This is a genomic window from Bradyrhizobium sp. GW821-FHT13H05, from assembly GCF_058804065.1.
In genome coordinates, this window is record NZ_JBXAPO010000003.1 from 594,207 (window position 1) to 617,384 (window position 23,178).

Consider the following 23,178-nt stretch of genomic DNA (forward strand, 5'->3'; position numbering starts at 1 on the left):
GACTTCTATGTTCTTGAGGGCATCGGGCTGGTCTGATTTTGCGACCAGGACGTCGTTCCGTTTCGCGCGGATTGGTGCGCGTACTGGATGGCGGCAACGATGAGATCGCATTCTTCCTCGGTCATGTCGTTGTAGACCGGAAGCGCGAGGACGTTGTAAGCGACCCTTTCCGTCACCTCCAACTTCACCTTTTTCTGGGTGTTGTAAGCCGTCATGTGGTGGCAGGGCGGGCTGTAATACTTCCGGACGAAAACGTCGTGCTTCTCGAGCGCCGCGGCCAGCGCATCCCGGTCGAGTCCGAACTCCTCGGCGGCGACGACGACGGGCAGATACAGCCAGTTCGTCTCTACGCCTGCGGGCTCCTGCCCCACGAGCAGGCCGGGAATTCCGGATAGTCCGGTCCGCATGCGCGCCACAGCCTGGCGGCGCGTCGCAATGGCCAGCTCGAACGTCTTGAGTTGCTCGAGGCCGATGATGGCCGATATCTCCAGCATCTTGCCGTTCAAACCCGGCTCGTGACAGTCGGCGCCGTCGATCTGCCCGAAATTGCGCAGCGCCTTGACGCGCGCGAGCAACTCCGCGTCGTGGCTGCAGACGCAACCGCCTTCCATCGTTGCGAAGGCCTTGGTGGCGTGGAAGCTGAACATCTGCGCATCTGCGCAGCCACCCACCAACTTGCCATCGACGCGCGTACCGAACGAGGGCGCGCTGTCGACGAGAAATTTCAGCCCGTGGCGCTCGGCGATGCGAGCAAGCGAAACGTACTCGCTGGCGACCCCATAAGCGTCGACGGCAAGGATGGCGACCGTCCGGTCGGTGATCCTGCGCTCGACATCATCAGGATCGAGGCGCATGGTCATGTCGTCGAGGATGTCCGCGAACACCGGTTCGGCGCCGACCCACCTGACGGCATGCGGAGTGGCGCTGAACGTGAATGACGGCACGATCACTTCGCCGCCGGAGATTCCCGCCGCCCTCAGCATGGCCATCATGCCGATCTGGCCATTGCAGAAAACCAGTGTGGGGACGCCGAGATACTCGCTCAAGCGAGTCTCGAATTCGACGACCCAGCGCGAGTTGTTCGTGACCTGGCCGGTCTCCAGCGCTGTCTCGAAGGCGGCCAGGAACTGCTCCGTTCTTGGAAACCTCGGACGCACGATATGGAGCGGGCTCCTGGCCAGCGGCGTTAGCGAGTCAAGAGGGACTGCGGCAGTCATCTCGAGTCCTGGTTATCGGTACGGTCTGTGACTGGTTACCGATATAGGCCGAGACTTGTGCGGAGCATTCGTGTGCGACGGGGGGCGCGATTGACAGGGTGTTTTGGGCTAGCCGCGACTGACGAATCAATATTCTAGTGAAGCTCACCGCTGTCCCATCGCTCACGGTCTTTCTCGCATATGAAGAACTTCGTCATCAATCTCGATCGCCATCCGGAGAAATACGAGAGATTTCTGAAGCGGAATGCAGGTTGTGGAATCGCCTTCGAGCGCTTCTCCGCGTCCAACGGGCTGGAGATGACCGATCAGGAGGTGATGGAGATGCGCCTTGTGGCTCCTGGCTCGCAGTTCACCAGGGGAGCCGTTGGCAGTGCCGCTTCATTGTGGCGGATATTGAATTGGATCGCCAAGCAGAACGATCCCGCCCTCGTGTTCGAGGACGATTGCACCATCCGCCACGACATCATCGCCCGCTTGGCGACGCTGCTTCCGTCCCTCGAAAAGTGGGATATTCTGGTGCTTGGCTGCAACACGGATTCGATACTCGATCTCGAGCTGGCGCCAGGCATGAAATCGATGATGATCTTCAGGCCCCAGCACCCGGATGACCAGACCGACGCTGCTTTCCAGAGGGCGAATTCCCAGGTCGCGGCGCTGCGGCTCAACAGCTGCTTTGGCCCGGCCGGGACGGTGATATCTCCCGCGGGAGCGGAGAGGCTCCTGGAGTTCTGCTACCCGATGGACAATCGGCCGGTCAAAATCGAGGCGCTCGGCAATCGCGTGCTGCCGACGACAGGTCTGGATGGGATGGGGAACAGCATCTACCGCTTCATCAAAGCGTATGCTTGCTTCGCACCACTCGTGGTGCCGCGCAATAATAACGCGACCTCGACGACCTTTACCCACGATGCACGGGTTTGGGGTTAGGCGCACACTGCCCGGAACGACCTACAGAGCGACGATTAACGCAAATTGAATTCCGTCCGTCATGGCTCAAGGGGCGCTTTCCGCAGCCGGCCATCATGGATGAAGTTAGCGAACGAAGTTCTTCACATTAGCAGGGCGTCGCACACGATGAAACTCGCGATCATGCAGCCGTACTTTCTTCCCTACATCGGCTACTATCAGCTCATTGGTGCGGTCGATCTCTTCATCGTTTACGACAACATCAAATATGTGAAAAAGGGCTGGATCAACCGCAACCGGATGCTGGTCAACGGAAAAGACGCTTTGTTTTCACTGCCGTTGAGAAAGGATTCGGATGCCCTGGATGTTCGCGACAGGGAGTTGGCGGCCGATTTCGACCGCGCAAAGCTGCTCAATCAATGGCGGGGGGGCTATCGCACCGCGCCCTTCTTCAATGAAACCTTTCCGCTCCTGGAAGAGATTGTCGGCTTTCCGGACCCCAATCTATTTCGCTATATCTTCAATTCGCTGCGGCTGACCTGCGCGCATCTGGGGTTGAAGACCGCCTTCAAGATCTCGTCCGAGGTTCCGATCGACCATTCGCTCAAGTTTCAGGACAAGGTCCTCGCATTGTGCCAGGCGGAGGGCGCGCAAAGGTACATCAATGCGATCGGCGGCCTGGAACTCTACGACTCCGATGCCTTTAGTGCCCGCGGAATCGAATTCAAGGCGCTTCGGGCGCGGCCGTTCCCCTATGAGCAGTTCGGTCAGGCCCATGTGCCATATCTTTCGATCGTGGACTTGATGATGTTCAATCCGGTTTCGAAGCTGCATGACGTCATCATCCAAAACTATGACTTGGTTGGTCACGAGGGAATGTGACGACGCTCCCTCCCGGTTATCGGGGGGAGCGTGGACGCGGCCCATGCGATATCCCTCGGTGCCTTACGCCGCGCGCAATGCCAGGTTTTTCCGGGATTCTCGGCCACGACCAATTCATCAAGCCCGACGCGCTGTTCTTCGCCGGATAGGGGCGAATGAGCTCAAGGCATCTTTTCGTCGCCCTGCTATCGTGACGTGACCAGGTCGTGGATGGATACTCTCGTGAAAGAAGCGAGATCTTGCCTCGAAACGAAAGCTCCGAGCGCGGCTGCCACCATTGTCGCTGAAAGAAGTTGCCCGTCCTTCTTGAAGGTGACGAAGCTTGCGACTTCATCAAAATCAGCCGGATCGGCATTTCGAATCAGCGCCTGCATCTCCGTGTCGACGATGCCCGGCTCGAAGACGATGGTTTTCACACGGCTATCGTCCGCAAGGTCTTTGGCGAGAGCCATCGAGAAGCATTCGAGGCCAGCCTTCGCCGACGAATAAGTCGCCCAGCTTCCCTTTGGTCGGCTTGCAGCGCCGGTGGAGACATTGGCAATGACCCTGGGCCCGTTGAAGCCGGCGGAAAGCTTCAGGAATGCGGACGTCAACGCGATAGGCGCGGTCAGGTTGATTGCAATATTCCTCGCGATGGACGCTTCATCCAGATCCGCGACATGCTTGATCGGATCGACCATCCCCGCATTGTTGATCAGGGTAAGGCGATCATACTGCTCTATCGGAAATGCCTCGAACACGCTTTGAATCACGCGTTCCTTGGATACTGCAGTCGCCAGATCGCAGTTGAAAGAACGACTCTTCGGGCAAGAGGTCCCCGATCTGGAAATTTCGGCGACGTCATCGCCTGTCTCGGTCAGGAAATCGACCAGCGCCTGACCGAGGCCGCGAGACCCGCCCGTCACGATGTGTAGGTTCATGCCTTTGGTCTACCTTTCCAAGCCGGTTCTTCAATACGCATCGAAACAGGCGTGAGGATGTTGCGCGGGTGGATCACGTCGGAGCCAAGGTCAAGCGAATCTCATTCATCGAGCCGTCTGAGGTTCTTCGCGCCGGTTTTCAGTCCGCCATAGTAGTAGTCGTTGAAGCCTGCAGCTTCCATCAAGGCAAATACGTTTCGCATGTTGTATTCGATCCGATGCAACTCGAAAGTCCTGCCGTCAAAAATTGCGAAGGCAGCCCGTGGATCACCGTCGCGCGGCTGCCCGACCGAGCCCGGATTGCAATAGGTCCTTTCGCCGAAGCGATGGACACTCTGCACGTGGGTATGGCCGCTTACGAAATTGATGCCGGACAGTCGTGCGAAATAGGCTTCGTCGGGGTCCCTGATGTATTCATCGATCGGATCCGACCATCCACCATGCACGGCTTGAACGTCCCCCACCTGCATGTGCACCCGAAACGTCCTCAGCCAGTTCAGATTTTCGGACGTGATCACCTTCCTCTGATAGGCGAGGCAATCGTTTACACTCCTGGATCTGGTGCAAAAGCCGCCGAAGCCCAGGTACCAGTCATGGTTGCCGAGAAGACTTTGGACTCCGCGCCTTCGCAGTTCATCGCAGCATTCGTTCACCTGGGAATAGTAGCCGACCACGTCACCCACGCAGACGATTTCGGTGACGCGCATCCGATCGAGCTCGGCGAGGACGGCCTTCAGCGCCTCGAAATTCCCATGAATGTCAGAAATGAACGCTATTTTCATAGAAGATGAAATCCTCCGTAAAGCGCACCGCTCTGCCGCGCTTTATTTCGGGTTGGACGGGCATTCGATCTTCGAGGGCCTTTTCAACCGCCATCAGGCTTTCGTTGTATCCAAAGGCAGCGCGAATCGACGTGGATGACGAAATTCGCGGATTGATCTCGAGTAGTTTCAGGCCGTGGTCGGTCCTGCGAAATTGAAAGTTCGTCGGCCCAACGGGAGAAAACGCCTGGCATAGATCCCGAACCGCTTCGGAAAAGTCGGCCTCGTCGACGACCTCGGCTTTCTCCGTGAAGCCGTCCTTCGAGAGTTTTCGCCGAAGCGCCATGGTGGCCGAATAGCTCCCGAGACCGTCGCAAAATGCGGACACCGTGAATTCCTCATCATCGTGTCCGACGACGGGTTGGGCCATCAGCGTCGCTCTTGTAGCGGAATCGATCCCGGCAAATTGCTCCGCAGTCGTGACCACCACGATTCCCTTGGATCCAAAACCCCGGCGAGGCTTCAGCAAGAACGGCAGGCCGCATTTCTCCTTGAGAAAATCGAAGTCCATCTCCAGGTAGCTCGGGATGGCATAAGGCAGCATCAGCTCCAGTTGCCGTTGATAGAATTCCCATTTGTCGGAGCATCTGGATATCAGGTCGGGCGAATTGATAACGACCCTGGTTCGGGTCGATTCAATCTCAGCCAGCCGATCCGCCCACTTGTACATGTCGGCATCGATGCCGGGGATCGCCACATCGACGTGATGCTTGCGGAGCAGCGTAAGAAGCCAATCAAGGTAGTCCGGCGCATCCGTCCTGGGCACTCGTTCAAAGACGTCGCAGAACCCCGGTGCTACCGAGTCGGGGTATATCGAGGTGCCGATGAGTTTCATTGGCCCGTTCGACCTTTTCAGGGAGCGCAGGATTCCGTAGCCGACGATTCCGGCGGCGCCGGAAACCAATATCGTTCTCACGGCGCCTGCCTTCGATGAGCCGCTTCCATCTGGGTGCCGGCCCTCGACAATCCGTTTCGTTTACGGAGCAACGGCATGGGCGCCTGCGCTGGCGAACGGGTTTCCCCGATGATCAACACGCTCATGATCGGGCCGAACCGTCCGGCGTGAGCTGAACGAGAATCCCGCAGGACAATTCTGGATATTCAATTCCCATCTCGCACATGGCCCGAATGATCTTGGTGTCGAGCGTCAACGACAGGATCTGACTCGTCGCGAAGGGCTTGAGGTAGAGACCTTCGAGCCCTTCAATTCTGTAGCCGGCTTCGCTCACCAACTTAGTGAGTGAGGCGACCGTGAAATACCGCTTATGCCCGAGGACCAGATCGTGTTCTGAAAGCGCCTCCATGTCGGGAAGCATCCCCGCAAGATGTCCAAGCCGTCGGTTCATGACCTCGGCATTCGGCACCGCAACGAAAAGTCTGCCTGCGGGCGCGAGGAACTTCCTGAATCGATTCAGAATCAGAAGGGGATCGTCGACATGCTCGAGGACGAACCCCATGACGATGAGGTCAAATCTTTCGTCCGTCTCGAACTCCTCGAAGTAGGTTTCGATGACCTCGCTTCTGTTGTCCGGAAATCTCAGCTTGAAGTTCTGGATGACTGCGGGAGAGCCTTCGAGAACCACATGGCGCGCACATCCATCCGAAAAAATCTCGGTGGCAAAACCGTGCCCCAGTCCCAAATCCAGAACGGAGCGCGGATCCTTGACGGCGTGAGCAATGCGTTTCGGATACCAGGTCAATAAGATCTCGTTGTCGAAATCGTAGATGTTCTTGCCTTGATAGGCGGCGACATGGACATCCAGTTGATTGTTCGTGACCAAGTGACCGTCCTCTCGACCGAACACCATATCGGAAGACCGGACAGAAGTGCGCCGGTCGCTGTTTGCTGCCATATCAGCGGCCCCCCTGATTCGCCACGCGGCGGCGCGGCGCGCCGAATGCCGAGTCCAGCTTCGTGCAAGCTCCAGGGAATAGTTGTGGAATGGCAACCTTCCTGAAATGTCAGGAGGCGGGTTGCCGCCTACTGGCCCATGATCTGGAAGGTCTCCGATGAATTATCATGACGGCACTCTCGCAATCGCAAACGAGATCTCGACAGAGCCGTCGCCGCTGACGCGGGATGAATATTATCAGATCTGCCTGCGGCACCTAAAGACAGGCGAGTTCGCGCAGGCCGAAGCGCGTTGTCGGGAAGGGTTGGCCGCAGACGCAAACCATGCTGGCTTGCTTCATTTGATGGCCGGTGTGTCTCTGCTCAATGGGGACTACGATGCCGCCATCCAGTGGGCCGGCCGTGCTCTCTCGAACGAAATGAAGGCGACCTATCTCGCGACGTTCGGCACAGCCCTGCAAGGCAAGGGGATGCAGGAGCAGGCGCTGGAAGCGTTTCAGCGCGCGGTCGAGCTTGATCCCGTCGACCCCTCAATCTGGGAGAATTTTGGCAATGCTCTGGGCAGGGCGGGGCATGTCAACCAAGCCAGCCATTGCTTCCTGATCGCCCGGGCTTATCGGAAACTGCCGTTCCTCGCGGAATGCCGTTCTGCGCCGCGAAACGTCTGGAACGCTCTGACGCAGCAATTCAACGCGCATCTTCAAAACCGCGCGAGTCTCGATGAGGCCCGCGATCCCATTCATTGCTTCTGGTCGGACGCGCTGCCGAACGAGATGTCGCATCTCGCGCTTCGGTCGATGATCCGCCAGGGCCATCCGGTCAAGCTGTACACCTACGATGACGTGGCTACCATGCAGGCGCTTGTGCCGCCCGGAGTCGTTGTGGCCGACGCCGGAGGCGTGGTGCCGCATTCGATCTACCAGCATGCCGTCGTGCACAGTGAAATCCGCTACTTCAGCGACATCTTCCGCTATGCCGTCCTTCACGAATTCGGCGGGTGGTGGCTCGACGCGGACATCGTCCTCGTGAAGCCTCTGAACTTTCCGTCCGAGCATGTGTTCTCCACGCAATGGTCGGGAGTCGAGGACGGGCACGTCTGCGTCGGTGGTGTGATGCGCGCCCCCAAGGGCTCGCTTCACATGGCCAATCTTTATGCCCTGTCGCTGCAGCGTCTGATCAGCGAAAAGCGCGTCGAATTCGGCGCGGTGGGGCCGCTGCTATTGAGTGAATATCTGCTTTTGTCGGACGACGAGATGCTCCGGTCCTCGATCCTGCCGCCGACGGCCTTCAACGCGATCGACTGGTGTGAAGTCGACTTGCTGGCCTCCGAAAGCCGGGACGGCTTCGAGATCTTGAGCGATCCGCGTGTCACGGGCATCCATCTCTGGGGCAGGATATGGGCCGAGAGAGGGCTGCACTTCGATACCGTCCCCGACGGAAGCGTGGCGGGTTATCTCAAGAAGCTGGTTCTCGAACCGAACTGGTTGACGCAGCTCGCGGCGAAGTACGATTCGGACAAGGGCGCAGTCTGCAAAGGCCAGCCCGCCCATCACTATACGCGCGTCTATCACGAACTCTTCCGATCGAAGGCCCTCGAACCCATCCGCATCCTGGAAATCGGCCTGCGCCGGGCCGGGGTCGACGGAGGGGCTCAGGATCATGTGCCGTCGCTGCAAATGTGGCTGGACTACTTTCCGAATGCCGAAGTCATCGGCGCCGACATCGAGGATTTCAGCTGGTTCTCGCATCCACGGGTCAGGATCCATCGCGTCGATCAGGGCGACCGGGGCATGCTGGCGGAGCTCGGTGCCACTGAACAGTCGCTGGACATCATCATCGACGACGGCTCTCACGCCTCGGTGCACCAGCATCTGACGCTCGGCGTGCTGTTCCCCTCCCTGAAGCCGGGCGGCCTGTTCGTCATCGAGGATCTGGATTGGCAGCCGCCGGAGATCCCGTCCAACGGGGCGCCGTTGGTCAAGGATGTGCTCAACGCCATGAAGCAGAGCGGCTCGTTCGTTTCCAACATCATGACCGAGGCGGAAGCGAAGCTGATCTCGGAAGAAGTCGACGAGATCCTCCTCAATGACAGTTTTCGCGAGTTGATGAGGCGCGGCAAGCTGGGCGGTGTGGGGGTGCTGAGGCGCAAGGCGCATCCGACGGACGCGCGGTAGCGGGCTCAGTCGATCATCTCGGCCCTGGTGGTGGTCTGGCTCGGCTTGTCGTGGTCGCGCCAGAACCAGACGGTCACGACGCCTGAGCGGCCGCGGACCTGCGTGAGCAGGGGGCCGGACAGGACGCCGTCGGGCGCGCCGTGAAAGTCTGCTGCCTCCAGCAGCGTGTCGGTCAGCGCGAGCCGCGCGTCGTTCTGCGCAGCGACCTCCATCAGCCGGCTTGCCAGATTGACGGTGTCGCCGTTCGCCGTGATGTGCTGGTGGCTCTCGCCGAGACGGGAGGCGACGATCGGACCGAAATGCGCTCCGATCTTGAAACCGAGCCGGCCGCCGATCGCTGATGGCAGTGACGCGAGCCAGCGCTCGACGCCGCGATGCAGGTCAATCGAACATTTCAGCGCGCGCGCCGCGTCATCCGGCATGGCACGCGGCAGGCCGAACAGGATCATGGCACCGTCGCCGAGAAAGCTGGTGATCATGCCGTCGCAATCGACCGCCGCCTTGTCGATCAGTGCGTGGAACGACTTCAGGATACCCTGGAGCTCGTCCGGATCAATCCGTTGGCTCAGTGCGGTGAAATCGGAGAGATCGATGAAGACGATGGCGGCATCCTGCCGGACGGGCGTCGCCAGAAAATTGGGATCGCGGGCCAGCCACTCCTGCACGGCGGGTGCCTGGAATTGCGCAAGCGATCGACTCTTGTCGACAAAGTATTGCGTGCGGCGGCCTCCCGCCCATAACTGCACGCCGGCAAAAGCCACGACCGGCGGCAGCGTCGCTGCGAGCGTGGTCGCGGCGTTCAGCCAGACGCCGTGCGTGAAGGCGAACAGATTGAACCCGGCCCAGGCGACCATCACCGCGGCGGCCGCGACGATGCCGAGCGCGCTGCGCCGCCAGGCGAGCAGGCCGACCAGCAGCATCGGCAGCAGGATAGCAGCGAGCGCGTCGGCGACGTGAACCCTGCGGTCGCGCACGATGCTGTCGCCGGCGACGAGATGGGTGATCGCGGTGGACATCACCTCGACGCCCGGCATCAGGGAATCGAACGGCGTCGGGTAGAAGTCGCCGCCGCCGGCGACAGAAGCGCCGATCACGACGATGCGGTTCTCGATCGCCGAACGCTTGAGCGTGCCGTCGAAGATGCTCTGCGCGCTGACGGTGCGGATGGTGCGGCGCGGGCCGTAATAGGTGATCGGCAGCGCGAAGTCGGTATCGGTCGGAACCGCGAGATCGCCGAGTGTGAGATGATCGGGCGCGATCGTCAGCGGCTTGTCGAGTGCGCGCGTTGCAACGCGCAAGGGGAATGACAGTTCGACCTTGTCGCGCGTCCGGAACAGCATCGGTACCGAGAGCGGCGAGCCCGATTGTCCCGTCGCGACGTTGACGACGCCGACCTCGGCGTGATCGGCGAATGCGGACAGCGGCAGCAGGAAGCGTTCGGCCTGCGGCAGGCTGGCGAGGGGCCCCTGGCTGCCCGGCTCTATGGTCTCGCTGGCGGACGGAAAGATCGCCGCGGCGGCGAGCACCATGGGACCGGTCGCGAGCGTGTTGGCCAGCGTCGCATCGCCGATCGCAGCGCTGCGGTCGACCAGCAACAGGTCGATCGCAACGACCTTCGGCTTGAACTGCACGATTGTGTCGACGACACGGGCAAGATCGGCGCGCGGCAGCGGATAGCTGCCGCCGCGTTTGACGACGGTGTCGTCGATCGCGACGATGGTGACGAGATCGGGCGGAGCCTGCACGCCGCGGACCTGCGTCCGCAAATCGGTCAGCGTTGCTTCGAGGCGGTCGAGAAAGCGCAGTTGGCCGTTGGCGTGGGCAGCATAGATGCCCGCGCCCCATAGCGCGGTGAGGACGAGTGCCACCAGGATCTGAACGCGTCTAGTCATTAGTACTGCAATCTTCTTCTTTGTCATCGGAGGCCTGACTGATCAGGCCGTGTTGACCAGGTCTTATTGACCCAGTCTTGCCATCAGCGCGTCGACGCGCGGCTGGCCCCATGTCTTGACCGTCAATGGACCGGTTGCCTCGACGTCGACGCCTTCGCCGGGACCCAGCACGACGCCGCGTCCACGGCTCCTGCGGGTGACGCCGACACGGCCATCGGCGACGAAGACCGAGGTTTTTGCATCGGCGACATCGACGGCCCATTTGGTGCCGCGCACCGCCGCGATCGCCTGCGGCGTCAGCACCTTGAAGGGATTGCCGCCGGGCTTCTTGGGCACCTCGACCAGCAGCGCTTTGCTGCTCAACTCCACGGAGTCTATATGTCCGTCGCGGTTGGCGTCCTTAAGTTCAAATCTGGCACCACTTTCGGCGACGATCGTGATGCCGTTGTCGCAGCGCCAGACCTGCGTGCCCGCGGCCGAAGGCGATGCCGTGCAGCCCGCATTGGCGGCAGGCTGTGCATTCGCAGACCCGATCAATTGAAACAACCACGCCAGAGCGAAAATACCGGCGCCCGCGATCCCTCTCATGCCAGCCTCCGTTTGCGTGCTTGGCACAGTTCAAGGCGATGTTGATACGGTACCGTATCACACGCAGAGGCTGCTGAAAAGTGCCGTAACCGGAGCTATTTCCTTGGTGCGGTCTTTTCCAGCCCGGCGTGATCAACTTTCAGTCAGGGTGCCGTGCCGCGTGAGCGCTCCGTGAGCTGTGTGATGTGGGATCAGCTCTACCGCCATTCTGCTGACACCCGCGCTCCGGCTGGCGGGGAGGGGGCGCACGCGCACCAGCCTCGCACAACGCTTCCCCGCTATCTTGCGGGCATTGAAGACCACGAAAATGACTTGGTTGGATGGCCTTAGAGAAGCGGCCGCAAGGGTCTGCCAATCGCGCCGATCCGGTCGAGAATTATAGTTAACAGGCGCGTCTAAGTCCGTAGTTCTGCGGGCTTTTTTCTCAGAATGAGACAGCGTTAACGCGTTGCCCTACATCTGCCCGAACTTAATCCGCATTTAACTAAAAGTCGCCTTAATGACGCTCCGACCCTCTGCGAGATGCTGTTCCCGGAACGTGACCAGCGGCACTTCGAAGGGGGACTGAGTGACACCGTCCTGGACGCAAGGCGAATGAGTACGAGTATCGCTGCGCAGAGTAACGCGGCACGTAAGTCCAAAAATCCTGGCAAGAATTCACATCGGAAGCCTTCCCGGAAAATGACCACCCAAAACGTGCTTGGCGCGGCCGTGATCGGCTGTGTCGTGCTTGCCGGCTGGACCGTCTACAACAACATCTTCGCCGCCAGCGTCTTCCCGTCCGTCGGCAGCGCCGGTTACGACGAGCCCGTGGTCAAGCGCGCGCCCAAGGTCGCGCTGCGCGAGGCGGGCGACGCCATCAAGGAAGCCTTTGCGCTGCTGCCCGACCGCTTGCAGGTCGCAGCCCCGATCTCGCGCGAGATGTTCAACGAGCGCTTTGCCGCGGCAGCGACGCAAGGGGTGGAGCCCAGTGCGGCCGGCGCCGTGCCCGCCGCTCCTGCGACGAAGACGGCCGAGGCTGCGAAGCCGACCATCATCGCGAAGGTCGCGGAAGCATTGAAGCCGGCGACGCCCGCCAAGGCCACTGACAAGAGCGCGGATGCGGCAAAGGCCAAGCGTTCCGATGCGCCGGTTCAGCTCGCGTCGGCCGATCCGGCCGAGATCGTGCCCGCGCCCGAGGCAAAGCCAAAATCCTTCGCCGATCGCGCCAAGGCCGCGGTGATGTCGATCACCGGGCCGCGCCCGTCGATGGTGGAAAAACTCTGGGGCAAGCGCGAGCCGTCCGGCGGACTGCTCGCCTATGCCTCGGCCGACGCCAGCATCACCGCGAGCATCGCGCCGAAGGAGCAGAACCCCATGCTCGGCGGTTCCGCTCCCTATGAGCGCGACACCGCAGTCTACGACATCACCGCCAAGACGGTTTACCTGCCTGATGGCACCAGGCTCGAGGCCCATTCCGGTCTCGGCTCCAATCTCGATGATCCGCGTTCCTCGCGCGTCCGCATGCGCGGCGTGACGCCGCCGCACATCTACACGCTGAAGCCACGCGAGGCGCTGTTCCACGGCGTGCCGGCGCTGCGGCTGACCCCGATCGGCGGCGAGAGCGCGATCTACGGCCGCGACGGCCTGCTCGCGCACACCTTCATGCTCGGACCGAACGGCGACTCCAACGGCTGTGTGTCGTTCAAGGACTATTACGCGTTCCTCGACGCCTACCGCAACAAGGGCATCCGCAAGCTCGCGGTGCTGTCGCGGGTGGATTGATTCGGACTCATTCTCGATGATGCAAAAAGGGCCGCTCGCAGCGGCCCTTTTTCTTTTTGCGCCTGGTTTCAACCCGGCCAGCACTGTCCGCCGCCGTCGATCCTGAGCACCTGGCCGGAGACGAAGACGCCCATGGGGCCGGCAAAGAATTCGACGACGCGCGCGACCTCGTCGACGGTCGCAATGCGGTCGAGCGTGCCGGTCTCGACCATCCTGTCAGGATCCACCGCGCGCGTGCCGAGGAAGCGGCCGGTGCGGGTATCGCCGGGCGCGATGCAATTGACGGCGATGTCGTAGGGGCGGAGCTGGTCGGCCAGGCATCGCGTGTAATGGGTCACGCCGGCCTTCGACACCGCATAGATCGCGCCGTTGGTGCGTCCCTTGAATGCGGCGACCGAGCCGAGCGTGACGATGCGGCCATACCGCCGCTCCATCATGCCGCGCGCGACCGCCTGGCAGGTCAGGATGGTCGAGAGCAGGTTGCGCTCCAGCACCGCGCGCACATCGGCTTCCTTGATGTTCACGGCGTCGTTCGGGTCGGGCTTGCCGCCGGCGGCTGCGATATCACCGCCGGCATTGTGCACGAGAATGTCGATCGGGCCGAGCGAGCCTTCCGTCTCCGCAATCACGCGCGCGATGTCCTCGCCCTTGGTGAGATCGCCGAGCACGCGCTGGCTGCGGATGCCGAATTGCTGGCCGATCTCAGCGGCGACCGCGGTCAGGGTAGTGCCTTCGCCATATTCCGCCGGCCCGTTCTCGCGCATGCCGTGGATGGCGACATCGGCGCCGAGCGCGGCGAGTTTTTCTGCAAAGGCGCGGCCGAGCCCGCGCCCCGCGCCAGTCACCAGCGCCACCTTGCCTGCCAGAATCTTCGTCGTGTCATGTGAGGTCATGATCTTGTTCCTGTCGTGAGATGTCAGCGCGCCACGGGATCGAGGCCGATCGCCGCCGCTCCGGCGTGATATCGCACGATCAGCGCTTGACGAAAACCAGATTGCAGGCGCGCGCCTCGTTGCGCTTGCCGCTGCCGCGGGTCCGATCGAACTGCGCGTCGACCGTGAAGGCATAGGGAGAGCCCGGCGGCAGATTGTTGAGCGTGTAGGTGCTCGCTCCTGTTGTGCCACGCGCACTCAGCGTCGTCTTGCCGTCTGCCGGGATCTGGCCATCGATCTCCAGCCGGTTGACGCCGCTCTGGCTCTGCGCCTCGGCGTGGAATACGCCGTTCGTCACGGTGGCTGCCAGTGGCCTCGTGAAGCCCTGCGCCTTGCCGGTCGCCGCGCAGTTCAGCGTCACGTCCCAGTTGCCGTCAAAATCCTTGCTGCCGGTGGTTCTGGCGTTACCACTTGGTGCCACCGCCACCTTCTGCTTCAGGCCTTCAATTCGTGCCTTGGCGAGGGTTGCGAAGATGCAGTTCGGAAATCTGGCGAGGTGGTCTTCGTAGGCACCCAGCGTGCCGATGCCGTCCGCAGCCTTCCAATGCGCCTCTGCGGCCGCGCAGGGGTCCGCGCGCGGCGCAGCTTGCGGAGCTGATGGCGCGACCGTGACCGTGACAGGTCCGTTCAGATAGAACTTGCCGATGATCGAGAGCGACAGCTCCGGGAGCTGGCTCTTGCCGCTGGCGTCATAGACGTCGCTGCTGATGTCGCGAAAGACGTCGCCGATCTCCTGCGGCTCCTCGATGTGCTTCAGGAACGCGGTCGTGTAGGGGCTGTTGCGCCCGGCGCCGTCGGCGGCGACCTGTCCAGATTGCGTCGAGAACGACACGATCGTGCCGCGCGGTGCCTCGACCTTCGACAGGCCGCGCCCGATCGAGGCGGCGCGCGTCGCGGAACGCTTGAGGGTTTCGGCGAGGGGATTGTCGCGGCAGGAATCCAGCACGAGGATGCGCAGGTTCTTGGCCTGCTGGAGGTCGTTCACGATATCGTCGACCCGCACGAAGCGCTTGAGGTCGGCTTCATCGGTGAGCACGGCGTCGACCGGCATCAGATAGTTGACGCCGTTATACTGCATCGCATGGCCGCTGTAGTAGAACAGGGCGACATCGGCTCTGCTTGCGGCGCGCGCGAAGCGGATGGTCAGGTCCTGCATGTCGGCCTGGCGCAGGTCGATGCCTTGCAGCACCTCGAAACCGCTGCGCTTGAGCGAGGCCGCGACGTCCTCGGCATCGTGCGAGGGGTTGGGAAGCTGCGCCGTAGAGGCATAGGCGCCGTTGCCGATCACCAGTGCGACGCGGGTGTCCGCTGAAGCGGGGGCAAAGCTCAGCGAGAGGGCGAAAAGAGCCAGGGAAATCTGACGCAAAATTCCAGAAGGAACACGCATGAATGCCTTCCAGGGAAATATCGAAAAATATCCCCCAGATTAGCGCATGCCGCGCCGGCATCAATGGCCTCGCTGTGGAACCGCCGGGCCGGGTGGCCGTGACATCCTGTCACGCCGCCAGGGTCTTACGTAACGCCAGTTCGGTGGCGATCGCTTCCCGCACGGTCGGCCGTGCCTGCATGCGTTCGAGATAGGCCGACAGCGATGGCCATTGCGCGATGTCGACGCCCGCGGGACGGAGCAGCAGCAGGGCCCAGGCGAGATGGGCATCCGCAACGGTGAAGCTGTTGCCGACCAGGAATTCACGGTCCGCCAGATGCGCTGCGGGCACCGACAATGTCTCTGTGATCCTCGCGCGCGGCTTGGCGAGTGAGCCATCGTCCTTGTACCAGAAGGTCGGAAACAGGAACGCCTTGTGGATCTCGGCACCGACGAAGCTCAGCCATTCCTGCAGGCGATAACGGTCAGAATCGCCGAAGCGGGGTGCAAGGCCCGTCTCCGGCTTGAGATCGGCGATGTATTGCAGCACCGCCGCGCACTCGGTCAGCCGCTCGCCGTTCTCCAGCACCAGGACCGGCACCGCGCCCTTTGGTGACACGCCGCGGAAATCGCTGTCGTCGTCCACGACCTGTTTGGTCCGGAGATGCACCATATGATAGCGCGCATCCAGGCCCGCTTCCATCAGCGCGATGCGGCTCGCAAGCGAGCAGGCCATCGGCGAGAAATAAAGCTGCAGCATCGCATTGCTCCGTTATTTCAGGGCATCGCCGCGCGCGATGATCGCGAAGCGGTCGGATAGCTCGGCGAGTGCAACCTCGTGGATGGTCCGGGCGTCGAGCGTGCCGCCGCGGCCGTCGGGCAGGTCGCGCGTGGCGCAGGAATCGGCATCGATCGTGGTGCGAAAGCCGAGGTCGAGCGCGGCGCGCGCCGTGGAGCTGACGCACATATGCGTCATGAAGCCGGCCAGTACGAGGTTCTTCCTGTCGGTCGCCGCAAGGCGCGCCTGCAAATCAGTGCCGGCAAACGCATTCGGCAACTCCTTCTCGATCACCAGCTCGCCGGCACGGGGCTGAAGCTCGGCGACGATGGCGCCGCGCTCAGTGCCGCGATCGAACAGGCCCCCGGCCTTGCCGCGATGGGCGATATGGATGATCGCGGCTCCGCTGTCGCGGGCCCGTGCCAGCAGCGCGGCCGCCCGGGCGATGGCGGGCCCCGCGTCGGGCAAGGCGAGAGGGCCTGCGAGATATTCGTTCTGGATATCGATCAGCACCAGCGCGGCGGCGCCAAGACGCGGCGGGGTGAGATCGGCGCCGGCGAGCTGCAGCAGGGTCTTTGCGGTCGTCATGGTCTTGGACATCTCCGGGCAAAAGGTGCCGCAAACATAGCCCCGGGAGTGCCTGCCGATATGCAGGGATATTGCAGCGGGTGGCTGCAATATTGCAGGCATCTGCCGGCCGGTATAACCTCACGCCATGAACTGGGACGATCTGCGCATCATCGCTGCCGTCAGGGACGAGGGCACCTATGCCGGCGCCAGCGCGCGGCTGCGCATCGACGAGACCACGGTCGGGCGCAGGCTGTCGCGCATCGAGCGTGCGCTTGGTTTGCGTCTGTTCGAGGCCGCCGACGGTGTCCGCAGGCCGACGCGGAGTTGCGAAGCGGTGCTGGCGCATGTCGAGGCGATGGCCGAGCATGCCGCCGAGATCGGTCGCGTTGGCGCGAGCCTGGCAGGTCTGGTGGGACGCCTGCGCATCGCCTCGACCAACACGGTCGCCGAGGAGGTGCTGTCGCCGCGCGCGAGCGACTTCCTGCGCGCTCATCCCGGCCTGACGCTGCAATTCCTCACCTCGAGCGAGAACGTCAGATTCTCGCGCTGGGAGGCCGATCTCGCCATCCGCCTGCGCAAGCCCGACAAGGGCGACTTCGCGATCTCCAGGCTCGGTGACATCAAGCTCTATTATTTCGAGCCCGTTGCGACCGAAGGCGAGCCGATGCTGTGCGCCTATCCGGACGAGCTCGGCGCCATTCCCGAGATGCAGTTCCTGCGCACGATGAAAGCGCGCGCACGCTGCGTCACCGACAATGTTCGCGTCATCCGTAGCCTGATCCGCGCGCATCAGGCCGCCGGCGTGTTGCCGGAGCATGTTTGCGCGGACTTGCTCGGCGATCGCCGCCTGCGCGCCATGTTGCTGCCGAAGCGGCGCGATGCCTGGCTGCTCGTGCAAAACCACCTCAAGCGCGACGCGGCAACGCGCGTGACGATCGACTGGGTGAGGGCGTGTTTCCAGGACATGTCGCGGAATTGACGTCGCGACTCAGTCGTCCGAAACTCCATGACGATTTTCGTCGCCCGGCCGATCGAGAGGGGCCCAGAGGGGATTGCGCGCGCGCAAAGGTTGCGTAAGCTCGCGATGACGATCATGGTTTCGATCAGGCAGGCGCATGACCACTCTTGAGCAAACGAGCCGCCCCTCGGCGCAATCGCGGGAATGGAAGGCGATCGTCATCCTGATCCTGCTGGTGCCGGTGCTGTGGTCGCCGCCGTTCCTGTTTCGCTCCTTCCTGTATCAGCCGTTCAACATCCCCTCGAACTCGATGGTGCCGACGCTGATGGTCGGCGACTATGTCTTTGCCGCGAAATATGCCTACGGCTACGACCGCTATTCCTTCCCGCTCGCGCCGTCCTGGATGTCGGGCCGCATCTTTGCCGCCGATCCTGATTACGGCGACGTCGTCGTGTTCCGACTGCCGAAGGACATTTCGGTCGACTACGTCAAGCGTGTGGTCGGCCTGCCTGGCGACCGCATCCAGATGCGGCAGGGGCAGCTCATCCTCAACGACCGGCCGGTGACGCGCGTGGCTCTGAAGGACGTCTACGCCGGCTCGGCCTGCGGGGCGGACGACGGCGCAAAGGCGAAGCGCTGGCGCGAGACGCTGCCGAACGGCGCGAGCTACTTGACGTACGACTGCATCGATAACGGCTTTCTCGACAACACCAGCGTCTTCACGGTGCCGCCGGGGCATTTCTTCGCGCTCGGCGACAACCGCGACAACTCCACCGACAGCCGCCTGATGTCCGCGGTCGGCTTCATCCCGATGGACAATCTCGTCGGCAAGGTGACGCGGATCTTCTGGTCGCTCGATCCCGACGGCCGGCTGCGCGGCGAGCGGATGGGGAAGGTGTGGTGAAGGCGGCACCGTCATTCCGGGCTACGAAGTTGATGAACAAAACAAAAACCCCGGCATCGCTGCCGGGGTTTCGTAGTCCTTGAGGTCGTTGGACCTTAGAAGTCCATGCCGCCCATGCCGCCGCCCGGGGGCATCGCGGGGCCGGCGCCGCCCTTCTTGGGCAGCTCGGCAACCATGGCTTCCGTGGTGATCAGGAGCGCGGCAACCGAGGCTGCGTTCTGGATCGCGGTACGGACCACCTTGGTCGGGTCGATGATGCCCTTCTTGACGAGGTCGCCGTATTCACCGGTCTGGGAGTCGAAGCCGTAGGCGTACGACTTGTTCTCCAGCACCTTGCCGACGATCACGGAGCCGTCTTCGCCGGCATTGATCGCGATCTGGCGAGCGGGAGCCGACAGCGCCTTGCGCACGATCTCGACGCCGGTCTTCTGGTCGTCGTTCTTGGTGCGCAGGCCCTTGAGCTGCTCGGAAGCACGGAGCAGGGCGACGCCGCCGCCCGGGACGATGCCTTCCTCGACCGCAGCGCGGGTCGCGTGCATCGCGTCATCAACGCGATCCTTGCGCTCCTTCACCTCGACCTCGGTCGCGCCGCCGACGCGGATCACCGCGACGCCGCCTGCGAGCTTGGCGAGACGCTCCTGGAGCTTCTCACGGTCGTAGTCCGAGGTGGTTTCCTCGATCTGCGCCTTGATCTGCGACACGCGCGCCTCGATGTCGGCCTTCTTGCCGGCGCCGTTGACGATCGTGGTGTTCTCCTTGTCGATCATCACCTTCTTGGCGCGACCGAGCATGTTGAGCGTGACGTTCTCGAGCTTGATGCCGAGATCTTCCGAGATCGCCTGGCCGCCGGTCAGGATCGCGATGTCCTGCAGCATGGCCTTGCGGCGATCGCCGAAGCCCGGAGCCTTGACGGCCGCGACCTTCAGGCCGCCACGGAGGCGGTTGACGACGAGGGTGGCGAGGGCTTCGCCTTCGACGTCCTCGGCGACGATGACCAGCGGCTTGCCGGTCTGCACCACGGCCTCGAGCAGCGGAAGCAGCTCGTTCAGCGAGGAGAGCTTCTTCTCGTTGATGAGGATGTAGGCGTCGTCCATCTCAACGCGCATCTTGTCGGCGTTGGTGACGAAGTAGGGCGAGATGTAGCCGCGGTCGAACTGCATGCCCTCGACGACGTCGAGTTCGGTCTCGAGCGACTTGGCTTCCTCGACGGTGATGACACCCTCGTTGCCGACCTTCTTCATGGCGTCGGACAGGAACTTGCCGATCTCCTGGTCGCCGTTCGCCGAGATGGTGCCGACCTGGGCGATCTCTTCGTTCGAGGTGACCTTCTTGGAGTTCTTGACGAGGTCCGCAACGACGGCCTCGACCGCGAGGTCGATACCGCGCTTGAGGTCCATCGGGTTCATGCCGGCGGCAACTGACTTGGCGCCTTCGCGCACGATCGCCTGGGCCAGCACGGTGGCGGTGGTGGTGCCGTCGCCGGCCGCGTCAGCGGACTTGGAGGCGACTTCGCGCACCATCTGCGCGCCCATGTTCTCGAACTTGTCCTCGAGCTCGATCTCCTTGGCGACGGTGACGCCGTCCTTGGTGATGCGGGGAGCGCCGAACGACTTGTCGAGCACGACGTTGCGGCCCTTCGGGCCGAGCGTGACCTTCACCGCATTGGCGAGGATGTCGACGCCGCGAAGCATCTTGTCGCGCGCATCGACGGAGAATTTGACTTCTTTAGCTGCCATCTGGATTTTTCCTTAGGTGTTAGCTGGGAGAGAGAGGGGGCTCTTAGGCCGCCTTCTTCTTGGAAGCGGGGACGTCGAGGACGCCCATGATGTCGCTTTCCTTCATGATCAAGAGATCGACGCTGTCGATCTTGACCTCAGTGCCGGACCACTTGCCGAACAGCACGCGGTCGCCGACCTTCAGGTCGATCGGGATCAGCTTGCCGGCTTCGTCGCGGCCACCAGGGCCGACGGCGACGACTTCGCCCTGCGAAGGCTTTTCCTTGGCAGTGTCGGGAATGATGATGCCGCCAGCGGTCTTCTCTTCTGCGTCGATGCGCTTGACCACGACGCGGTCGTGAAGCGGACGGAATTTCATGCAGTCCTCCTAAGCATTTGCTCAGATTGATGTTTTAAGGGTGTTAGCAATCGATACCCGCGAGTGCCAATGCGGGTGAAGCTCAAATAAGCCAGGATATTTGCGGGGGCAAGGGCTTCTAGCAGAAAAATAAGCACTCGAAAGCGCCGTCTGCCAGTTTCCTTTACCATCGTTAACCGCCTCGGAGGGCCTCTTCGAGGCCCCCTTGGGGGACCGTATTAGCACGGAGTCATGTCTGCTGCTAACGCATTGAATTTCAACAGCTTGTTAAACTTTTGGGCTTGAGATGGATTGTCAGTTTGCGTCACATTTCTCTCATGTGAGCGCATCTCCACCGGGTGGCTCGTAAGCAGCGTACCGGAAAGCCACCCCTTGAATATGCGCTCCTGCAAAGGAGGTTGGCATGGTCTCGCGGGTTGGGGTTGTTTCCGACGACTTCCGGAAACAGGTGTTGGGTTACGGGCTGACGACGGCGGAAATCCTCTACCGGATGCCGGATCATCCCTCGCTGCTTCAGACCTATGTCTGGCAGAACTACGATCTCTTCCCGAAATTTCCGGCGCTGAAGGATTTCCTGGCGTTCTGGCAGGAGAAGCTCGACGGTCCGCTCTACTCGGTGACCGTCGCGCACTCCAAGCTGATCAAGCCGGCCGAGCTGCGCGCCGTGGATGGCGTGTTCCGGCTGCATTGAGGCGGGATTTCGTGGGGTGGATTAGCCCCGCGGATTGCGCGAAGCGCAAACCGCTGGGCGCAATCCACCAACTTCGCTCCGCGCTTGCGGATGCATGGTGGGTTACGCTGACGCTAACCCACCCTACGAACGCGCATTCCGTGCTAGCCTCCTCCCATAACAACAGGGGAGGCCGCGCATGGCCAAGAAGGTGAAATCGCGCAGCGCAGTGCAAGTCGCGGTGAAGAAGCGGAGCGGAGCCAAGGTCGCCGTGCGACCCGTTGCGCGCAAGGTCGTGAAATCGAAGGCAAGCAAAACGCCGGCCAAATCAGCGGCGAAAAAGCCCGCCCGTCCCAGGCAGCGCATCGCCATCAGCCATCACCGCGAGGAAGACTTCAAGGCCGACGGTCTTCGCACGTACGCAAAATACCGCGACCTCGGTATTGCCGAAGCTTCGCATGGCTTGGCACAGGCCCACGTGATCCGCCTGCAAGGCCCCTGCGATCCGCATGAAGTGTCGAAGCTGCACTTCCATGATGTCGACTTCCAGATGGTCTACGTCCTCAAGGGCTGGGTGAAGACCTACATGGACGGGCAGGGCGAGACGCTGATGAAAGAAGGCAGCGCCTGGACCCAGCCGCCGAAGATCAAGCACATGATCCTGGACTATTCGGATGACGTCGAACTGCTGGAAGTGATTTTGCCGGCGGAGTTCAAGACGGTTGAGTTGAAGGCGTAGGTGATCTCGCCGTCGGCAATGCGAGCGCAGCAAAGCAATCCAGGCTGTCACTGGGGAAAGATTCTGGATTGCTCTGCTGCGCTCGCAATGACGGGCTCCTGTAGCCCGGATTGCGCTTCGCTCCATCCGGGCTACGGCAGCCAACAGCCCCCGGATTGCACTGGCCGATTACCGCTCGAGATAGCCCAGTTCTTCGCTCATGATCTTGCGAGCATATTCGCCAAAGACATCGATCAACCGGCCGCGCGCCGCGTAGGGTGGATAGAGCAGCGCGATCGTGACGGGGACAGCCGGATTGAAGGGACGCGTGATCAGAGCCGCGCCGGTGCTTTCGTCATGCGCGGCGATCGGGTTGATAATGCTGATGCCGAGATCCGCCGCGACCAGGGCGCAGACCGATGCGCCAAGATCGGTCTCGGCAACGATGCGGCGCGTGACGCCCGCCTGCGCGAAGATGGTATCGATACGATCGTAGAGCGGGCTGCCGGTGGCGAAGGAGATGAAGGCCTCGTCGGCAAAATCGGCAGCGCGCAGCGTCTTCTTCTGCGCAAGACGATGCCCCTTTGGCATGATCGCGACGCAGCGTGTCTTGAGCACCGGCTCGACATGCACCCCCGCAACCTCGTCGTAGAGCATGGCCAGCCCCATGTCGCAAAGCCCGGAACTGACCCAGTCGTGCACGGCGCTCGCCGTGCCGGATCGGATCGAGACCATCACATGCGGATAGTCCACTTTGAAGCGCGCCGCGATGCGCGTCAGCAGGCCGCCAGCCAGGCGCGGCATCGCCGCAACGCTTAGCCGCCCCATGCCGAACGAGCGGATGCTGGCTGCGCTGGCCTCCAGTCCGGCCAGGCCGATGAAAGTCTTCTCGACCTCCTGGAAGAAGCGCGATCCGTCCACGGTCGGGCGGAGGCGGCCGCCACTGCGGTCGAACAGCGGGAATTGCGTGATCGCCTCCAGCTGTCCGATCAGGCGGCTGATCTGGGGCTGCGAGGTGTGCATGCGCTGAGCCGCCTGCGTCATCGATCCCGTCACGAAGACTGCGCGAAAAGCCTCCACATGCTTCAAGCCCATGCGTCTGGTGGCCATATCAAATCCGTATAGGAGAGTGTGAAACTGGAATTTCCATCTGATCGGGCTTTTGGACGATA

The 23,178-nt window shown here is 62.1% G+C and carries 22 protein-coding genes; 8 read left to right on the top strand and 14 right to left on the bottom strand.

The window, feature by feature from the left end; genetic code table 11:
* Positions 1 to 5: 5 nt before the first annotated feature.
* Positions 6 to 1,217: a DegT/DnrJ/EryC1/StrS family aminotransferase gene (locus AC1RR3_RS11725; protein ID WP_492822544.1), complete on the bottom strand. Its 1,212-nt coding sequence runs from the start codon at positions 1,215 to 1,217 to the stop codon at positions 6 to 8.
* Between the two features lie 180 nt (positions 1,218 to 1,397).
* Between AC1RR3_RS11725 and AC1RR3_RS11730 the strand changes: the two genes are divergently transcribed.
* Both AC1RR3_RS11730 and AC1RR3_RS11735 read left to right on the top strand, forming a co-directional pair.
* Positions 1,398 to 2,144 carry a glycosyltransferase family 25 protein gene (locus AC1RR3_RS11730; RefSeq protein WP_492822546.1) on the top strand — a complete coding sequence of 249 codons (747 nt, stop codon included), beginning with the start codon at positions 1,398 to 1,400 and terminating at the stop codon, positions 2,142 to 2,144.
* 147 nt (positions 2,145 to 2,291) lie between these two features.
* Positions 2,292 to 3,005: a WbqC family protein gene (locus AC1RR3_RS11735; RefSeq protein ID WP_492822548.1), complete on the top strand. Its 714-nt coding sequence runs from the start codon at positions 2,292 to 2,294 to the stop codon at positions 3,003 to 3,005.
* A 185-nt stretch (positions 3,006 to 3,190) separates the two neighbouring features.
* On the opposite strand, the gene AC1RR3_RS11740 is transcribed toward AC1RR3_RS11735, so the two are convergent.
* The 4 genes from AC1RR3_RS11740 to AC1RR3_RS11755 form a co-directional block, all read right to left on the bottom strand.
* Positions 3,191 to 3,925 (bottom strand): SDR family NAD(P)-dependent oxidoreductase, encoded by a 735-nt coding sequence (locus AC1RR3_RS11740; protein ID WP_492822549.1) that lies wholly within the window; start codon positions 3,923 to 3,925, stop codon positions 3,191 to 3,193.
* Between the two features lie 101 nt (positions 3,926 to 4,026).
* A complete protein-coding gene (locus AC1RR3_RS11745; protein ID WP_492822551.1) occupies positions 4,027 to 4,707 on the bottom strand; it encodes a metallophosphoesterase family protein in 681 nt (226 codons plus the stop codon).
* Positions 4,685 to 5,662 carry an ATP-grasp domain-containing protein gene (locus tag AC1RR3_RS11750; RefSeq protein WP_492822553.1) on the bottom strand — a complete coding sequence of 326 codons (978 nt, stop codon included), beginning with the start codon at positions 5,660 to 5,662 and terminating at the stop codon, positions 4,685 to 4,687. Before AC1RR3_RS11750 ends, AC1RR3_RS11745 begins: the two co-directional genes overlap by 23 nt.
* A gap of 121 nt (positions 5,663 to 5,783) precedes the next feature.
* Positions 5,784 to 6,599: a class I SAM-dependent methyltransferase gene (locus tag AC1RR3_RS11755; protein ID WP_492822555.1), complete on the bottom strand. Its 816-nt coding sequence runs from the start codon at positions 6,597 to 6,599 to the stop codon at positions 5,784 to 5,786.
* Positions 6,600 to 6,756: 157 nt separating this feature from the next.
* Here AC1RR3_RS11755 and AC1RR3_RS11760 point away from each other — a divergent pair, with 157 nt between their 5' ends.
* Positions 6,757 to 8,772, top strand: coding sequence for a tetratricopeptide repeat protein (locus tag AC1RR3_RS11760; protein WP_492822557.1), 2,016 nt, complete (start codon positions 6,757 to 6,759; stop codon positions 8,770 to 8,772).
* A 5-nt stretch (positions 8,773 to 8,777) separates the two neighbouring features.
* Here the strand turns inward: AC1RR3_RS11760 and AC1RR3_RS11765 are convergent, their stop codons facing one another.
* Positions 8,778 to 10,664, bottom strand: coding sequence for a CHASE2 domain-containing protein (locus AC1RR3_RS11765; RefSeq protein WP_492822558.1), 1,887 nt, complete (start codon positions 10,662 to 10,664; stop codon positions 8,778 to 8,780).
* A 63-nt stretch (positions 10,665 to 10,727) separates the two neighbouring features.
* Positions 10,728 to 11,252: a FecR domain-containing protein gene (locus AC1RR3_RS11770; RefSeq protein WP_492822560.1), complete on the bottom strand. Its 525-nt coding sequence runs from the start codon at positions 11,250 to 11,252 to the stop codon at positions 10,728 to 10,730.
* Between the two features lie 681 nt (positions 11,253 to 11,933).
* Between AC1RR3_RS11770 and AC1RR3_RS11775 the strand changes: the two genes are divergently transcribed.
* Complete coding sequence (locus tag AC1RR3_RS11775) at positions 11,934 to 13,016, top strand: DUF2778 domain-containing protein (RefSeq protein WP_492822562.1); 1,083 nt, start codon at positions 11,934 to 11,936, stop codon at positions 13,014 to 13,016.
* A gap of 68 nt (positions 13,017 to 13,084) precedes the next feature.
* Here AC1RR3_RS11775 and AC1RR3_RS11780 read toward each other — a convergent pair whose 3' ends face one another.
* The 4 genes from AC1RR3_RS11780 to AC1RR3_RS11795 all read right to left on the bottom strand — a co-directional run bounded on the left by AC1RR3_RS11780 (position 13,085) and on the right by AC1RR3_RS11795 (position 16,680).
* Positions 13,085 to 13,909, bottom strand: a complete 825-nt coding sequence (locus AC1RR3_RS11780) for an SDR family NAD(P)-dependent oxidoreductase (RefSeq protein WP_492822564.1) — start codon at positions 13,907 to 13,909, stop codon at positions 13,085 to 13,087.
* A 79-nt stretch (positions 13,910 to 13,988) separates the two neighbouring features.
* The gene (locus AC1RR3_RS11785) at positions 13,989 to 15,335 is read right to left on the bottom strand and encodes a caspase family protein (RefSeq protein ID WP_492822566.1); all 1,347 of its coding nucleotides are present in this window, start codon (positions 15,333 to 15,335) and stop codon (positions 13,989 to 13,991) included.
* A 109-nt stretch (positions 15,336 to 15,444) separates the two neighbouring features.
* The gene (locus tag AC1RR3_RS11790) at positions 15,445 to 16,074 is read right to left on the bottom strand and encodes a glutathione binding-like protein (protein ID WP_492822569.1); all 630 of its coding nucleotides are present in this window, start codon (positions 16,072 to 16,074) and stop codon (positions 15,445 to 15,447) included.
* Between the two features lie 12 nt (positions 16,075 to 16,086).
* Positions 16,087 to 16,680: a cysteine hydrolase family protein gene (locus AC1RR3_RS11795; RefSeq protein WP_492822572.1), complete on the bottom strand. Its 594-nt coding sequence runs from the start codon at positions 16,678 to 16,680 to the stop codon at positions 16,087 to 16,089.
* A 127-nt stretch (positions 16,681 to 16,807) separates the two neighbouring features.
* On the opposite strand from AC1RR3_RS11795, the gene AC1RR3_RS11800 reads away from it, so the two are divergent.
* Together AC1RR3_RS11800 and lepB are read left to right on the top strand one after the other, a co-directional pair.
* A complete protein-coding gene (locus AC1RR3_RS11800; protein ID WP_492822574.1) occupies positions 16,808 to 17,641 on the top strand; it encodes a LysR family transcriptional regulator in 834 nt (277 codons plus the stop codon).
* A 136-nt stretch (positions 17,642 to 17,777) separates the two neighbouring features.
* Positions 17,778 to 18,524, top strand: coding sequence for a signal peptidase I (lepB, locus tag AC1RR3_RS11805; RefSeq protein WP_492822576.1), 747 nt, complete (start codon positions 17,778 to 17,780; stop codon positions 18,522 to 18,524).
* A 95-nt stretch (positions 18,525 to 18,619) separates the two neighbouring features.
* Here lepB and groL read toward each other — a convergent pair whose 3' ends face one another.
* The gene (groL, locus tag AC1RR3_RS11810) at positions 18,620 to 20,260 is read right to left on the bottom strand and encodes a chaperonin GroEL (RefSeq protein ID WP_492822578.1); all 1,641 of its coding nucleotides are present in this window, start codon (positions 20,258 to 20,260) and stop codon (positions 18,620 to 18,622) included.
* A 43-nt stretch (positions 20,261 to 20,303) separates the two neighbouring features.
* Complete coding sequence (locus AC1RR3_RS11815) at positions 20,304 to 20,618, bottom strand: co-chaperone GroES (RefSeq protein WP_011088371.1); 315 nt, start codon at positions 20,616 to 20,618, stop codon at positions 20,304 to 20,306.
* Between the two features lie 403 nt (positions 20,619 to 21,021).
* Here AC1RR3_RS11815 and AC1RR3_RS11820 point away from each other — a divergent pair, with 403 nt between their 5' ends.
* Together AC1RR3_RS11820 and AC1RR3_RS11825 are read left to right on the top strand one after the other, a co-directional pair.
* On the top strand, positions 21,022 to 21,309 hold the full coding sequence (locus AC1RR3_RS11820) for an usg protein (protein WP_008139212.1): 288 nt from the start codon (positions 21,022 to 21,024) through the stop codon (positions 21,307 to 21,309).
* A 178-nt stretch (positions 21,310 to 21,487) separates the two neighbouring features.
* Positions 21,488 to 22,027, top strand: a complete 540-nt coding sequence (locus AC1RR3_RS11825) for a cupin domain-containing protein (protein ID WP_492822583.1) — start codon at positions 21,488 to 21,490, stop codon at positions 22,025 to 22,027.
* 168 nt (positions 22,028 to 22,195) lie between these two features.
* Here AC1RR3_RS11825 and AC1RR3_RS11830 read toward each other — a convergent pair whose 3' ends face one another.
* A complete protein-coding gene (locus AC1RR3_RS11830; RefSeq protein ID WP_492822585.1) occupies positions 22,196 to 23,116 on the bottom strand; it encodes a LysR substrate-binding domain-containing protein in 921 nt (306 codons plus the stop codon).
* Positions 23,117 to 23,178 lie beyond the last annotated feature (62 nt).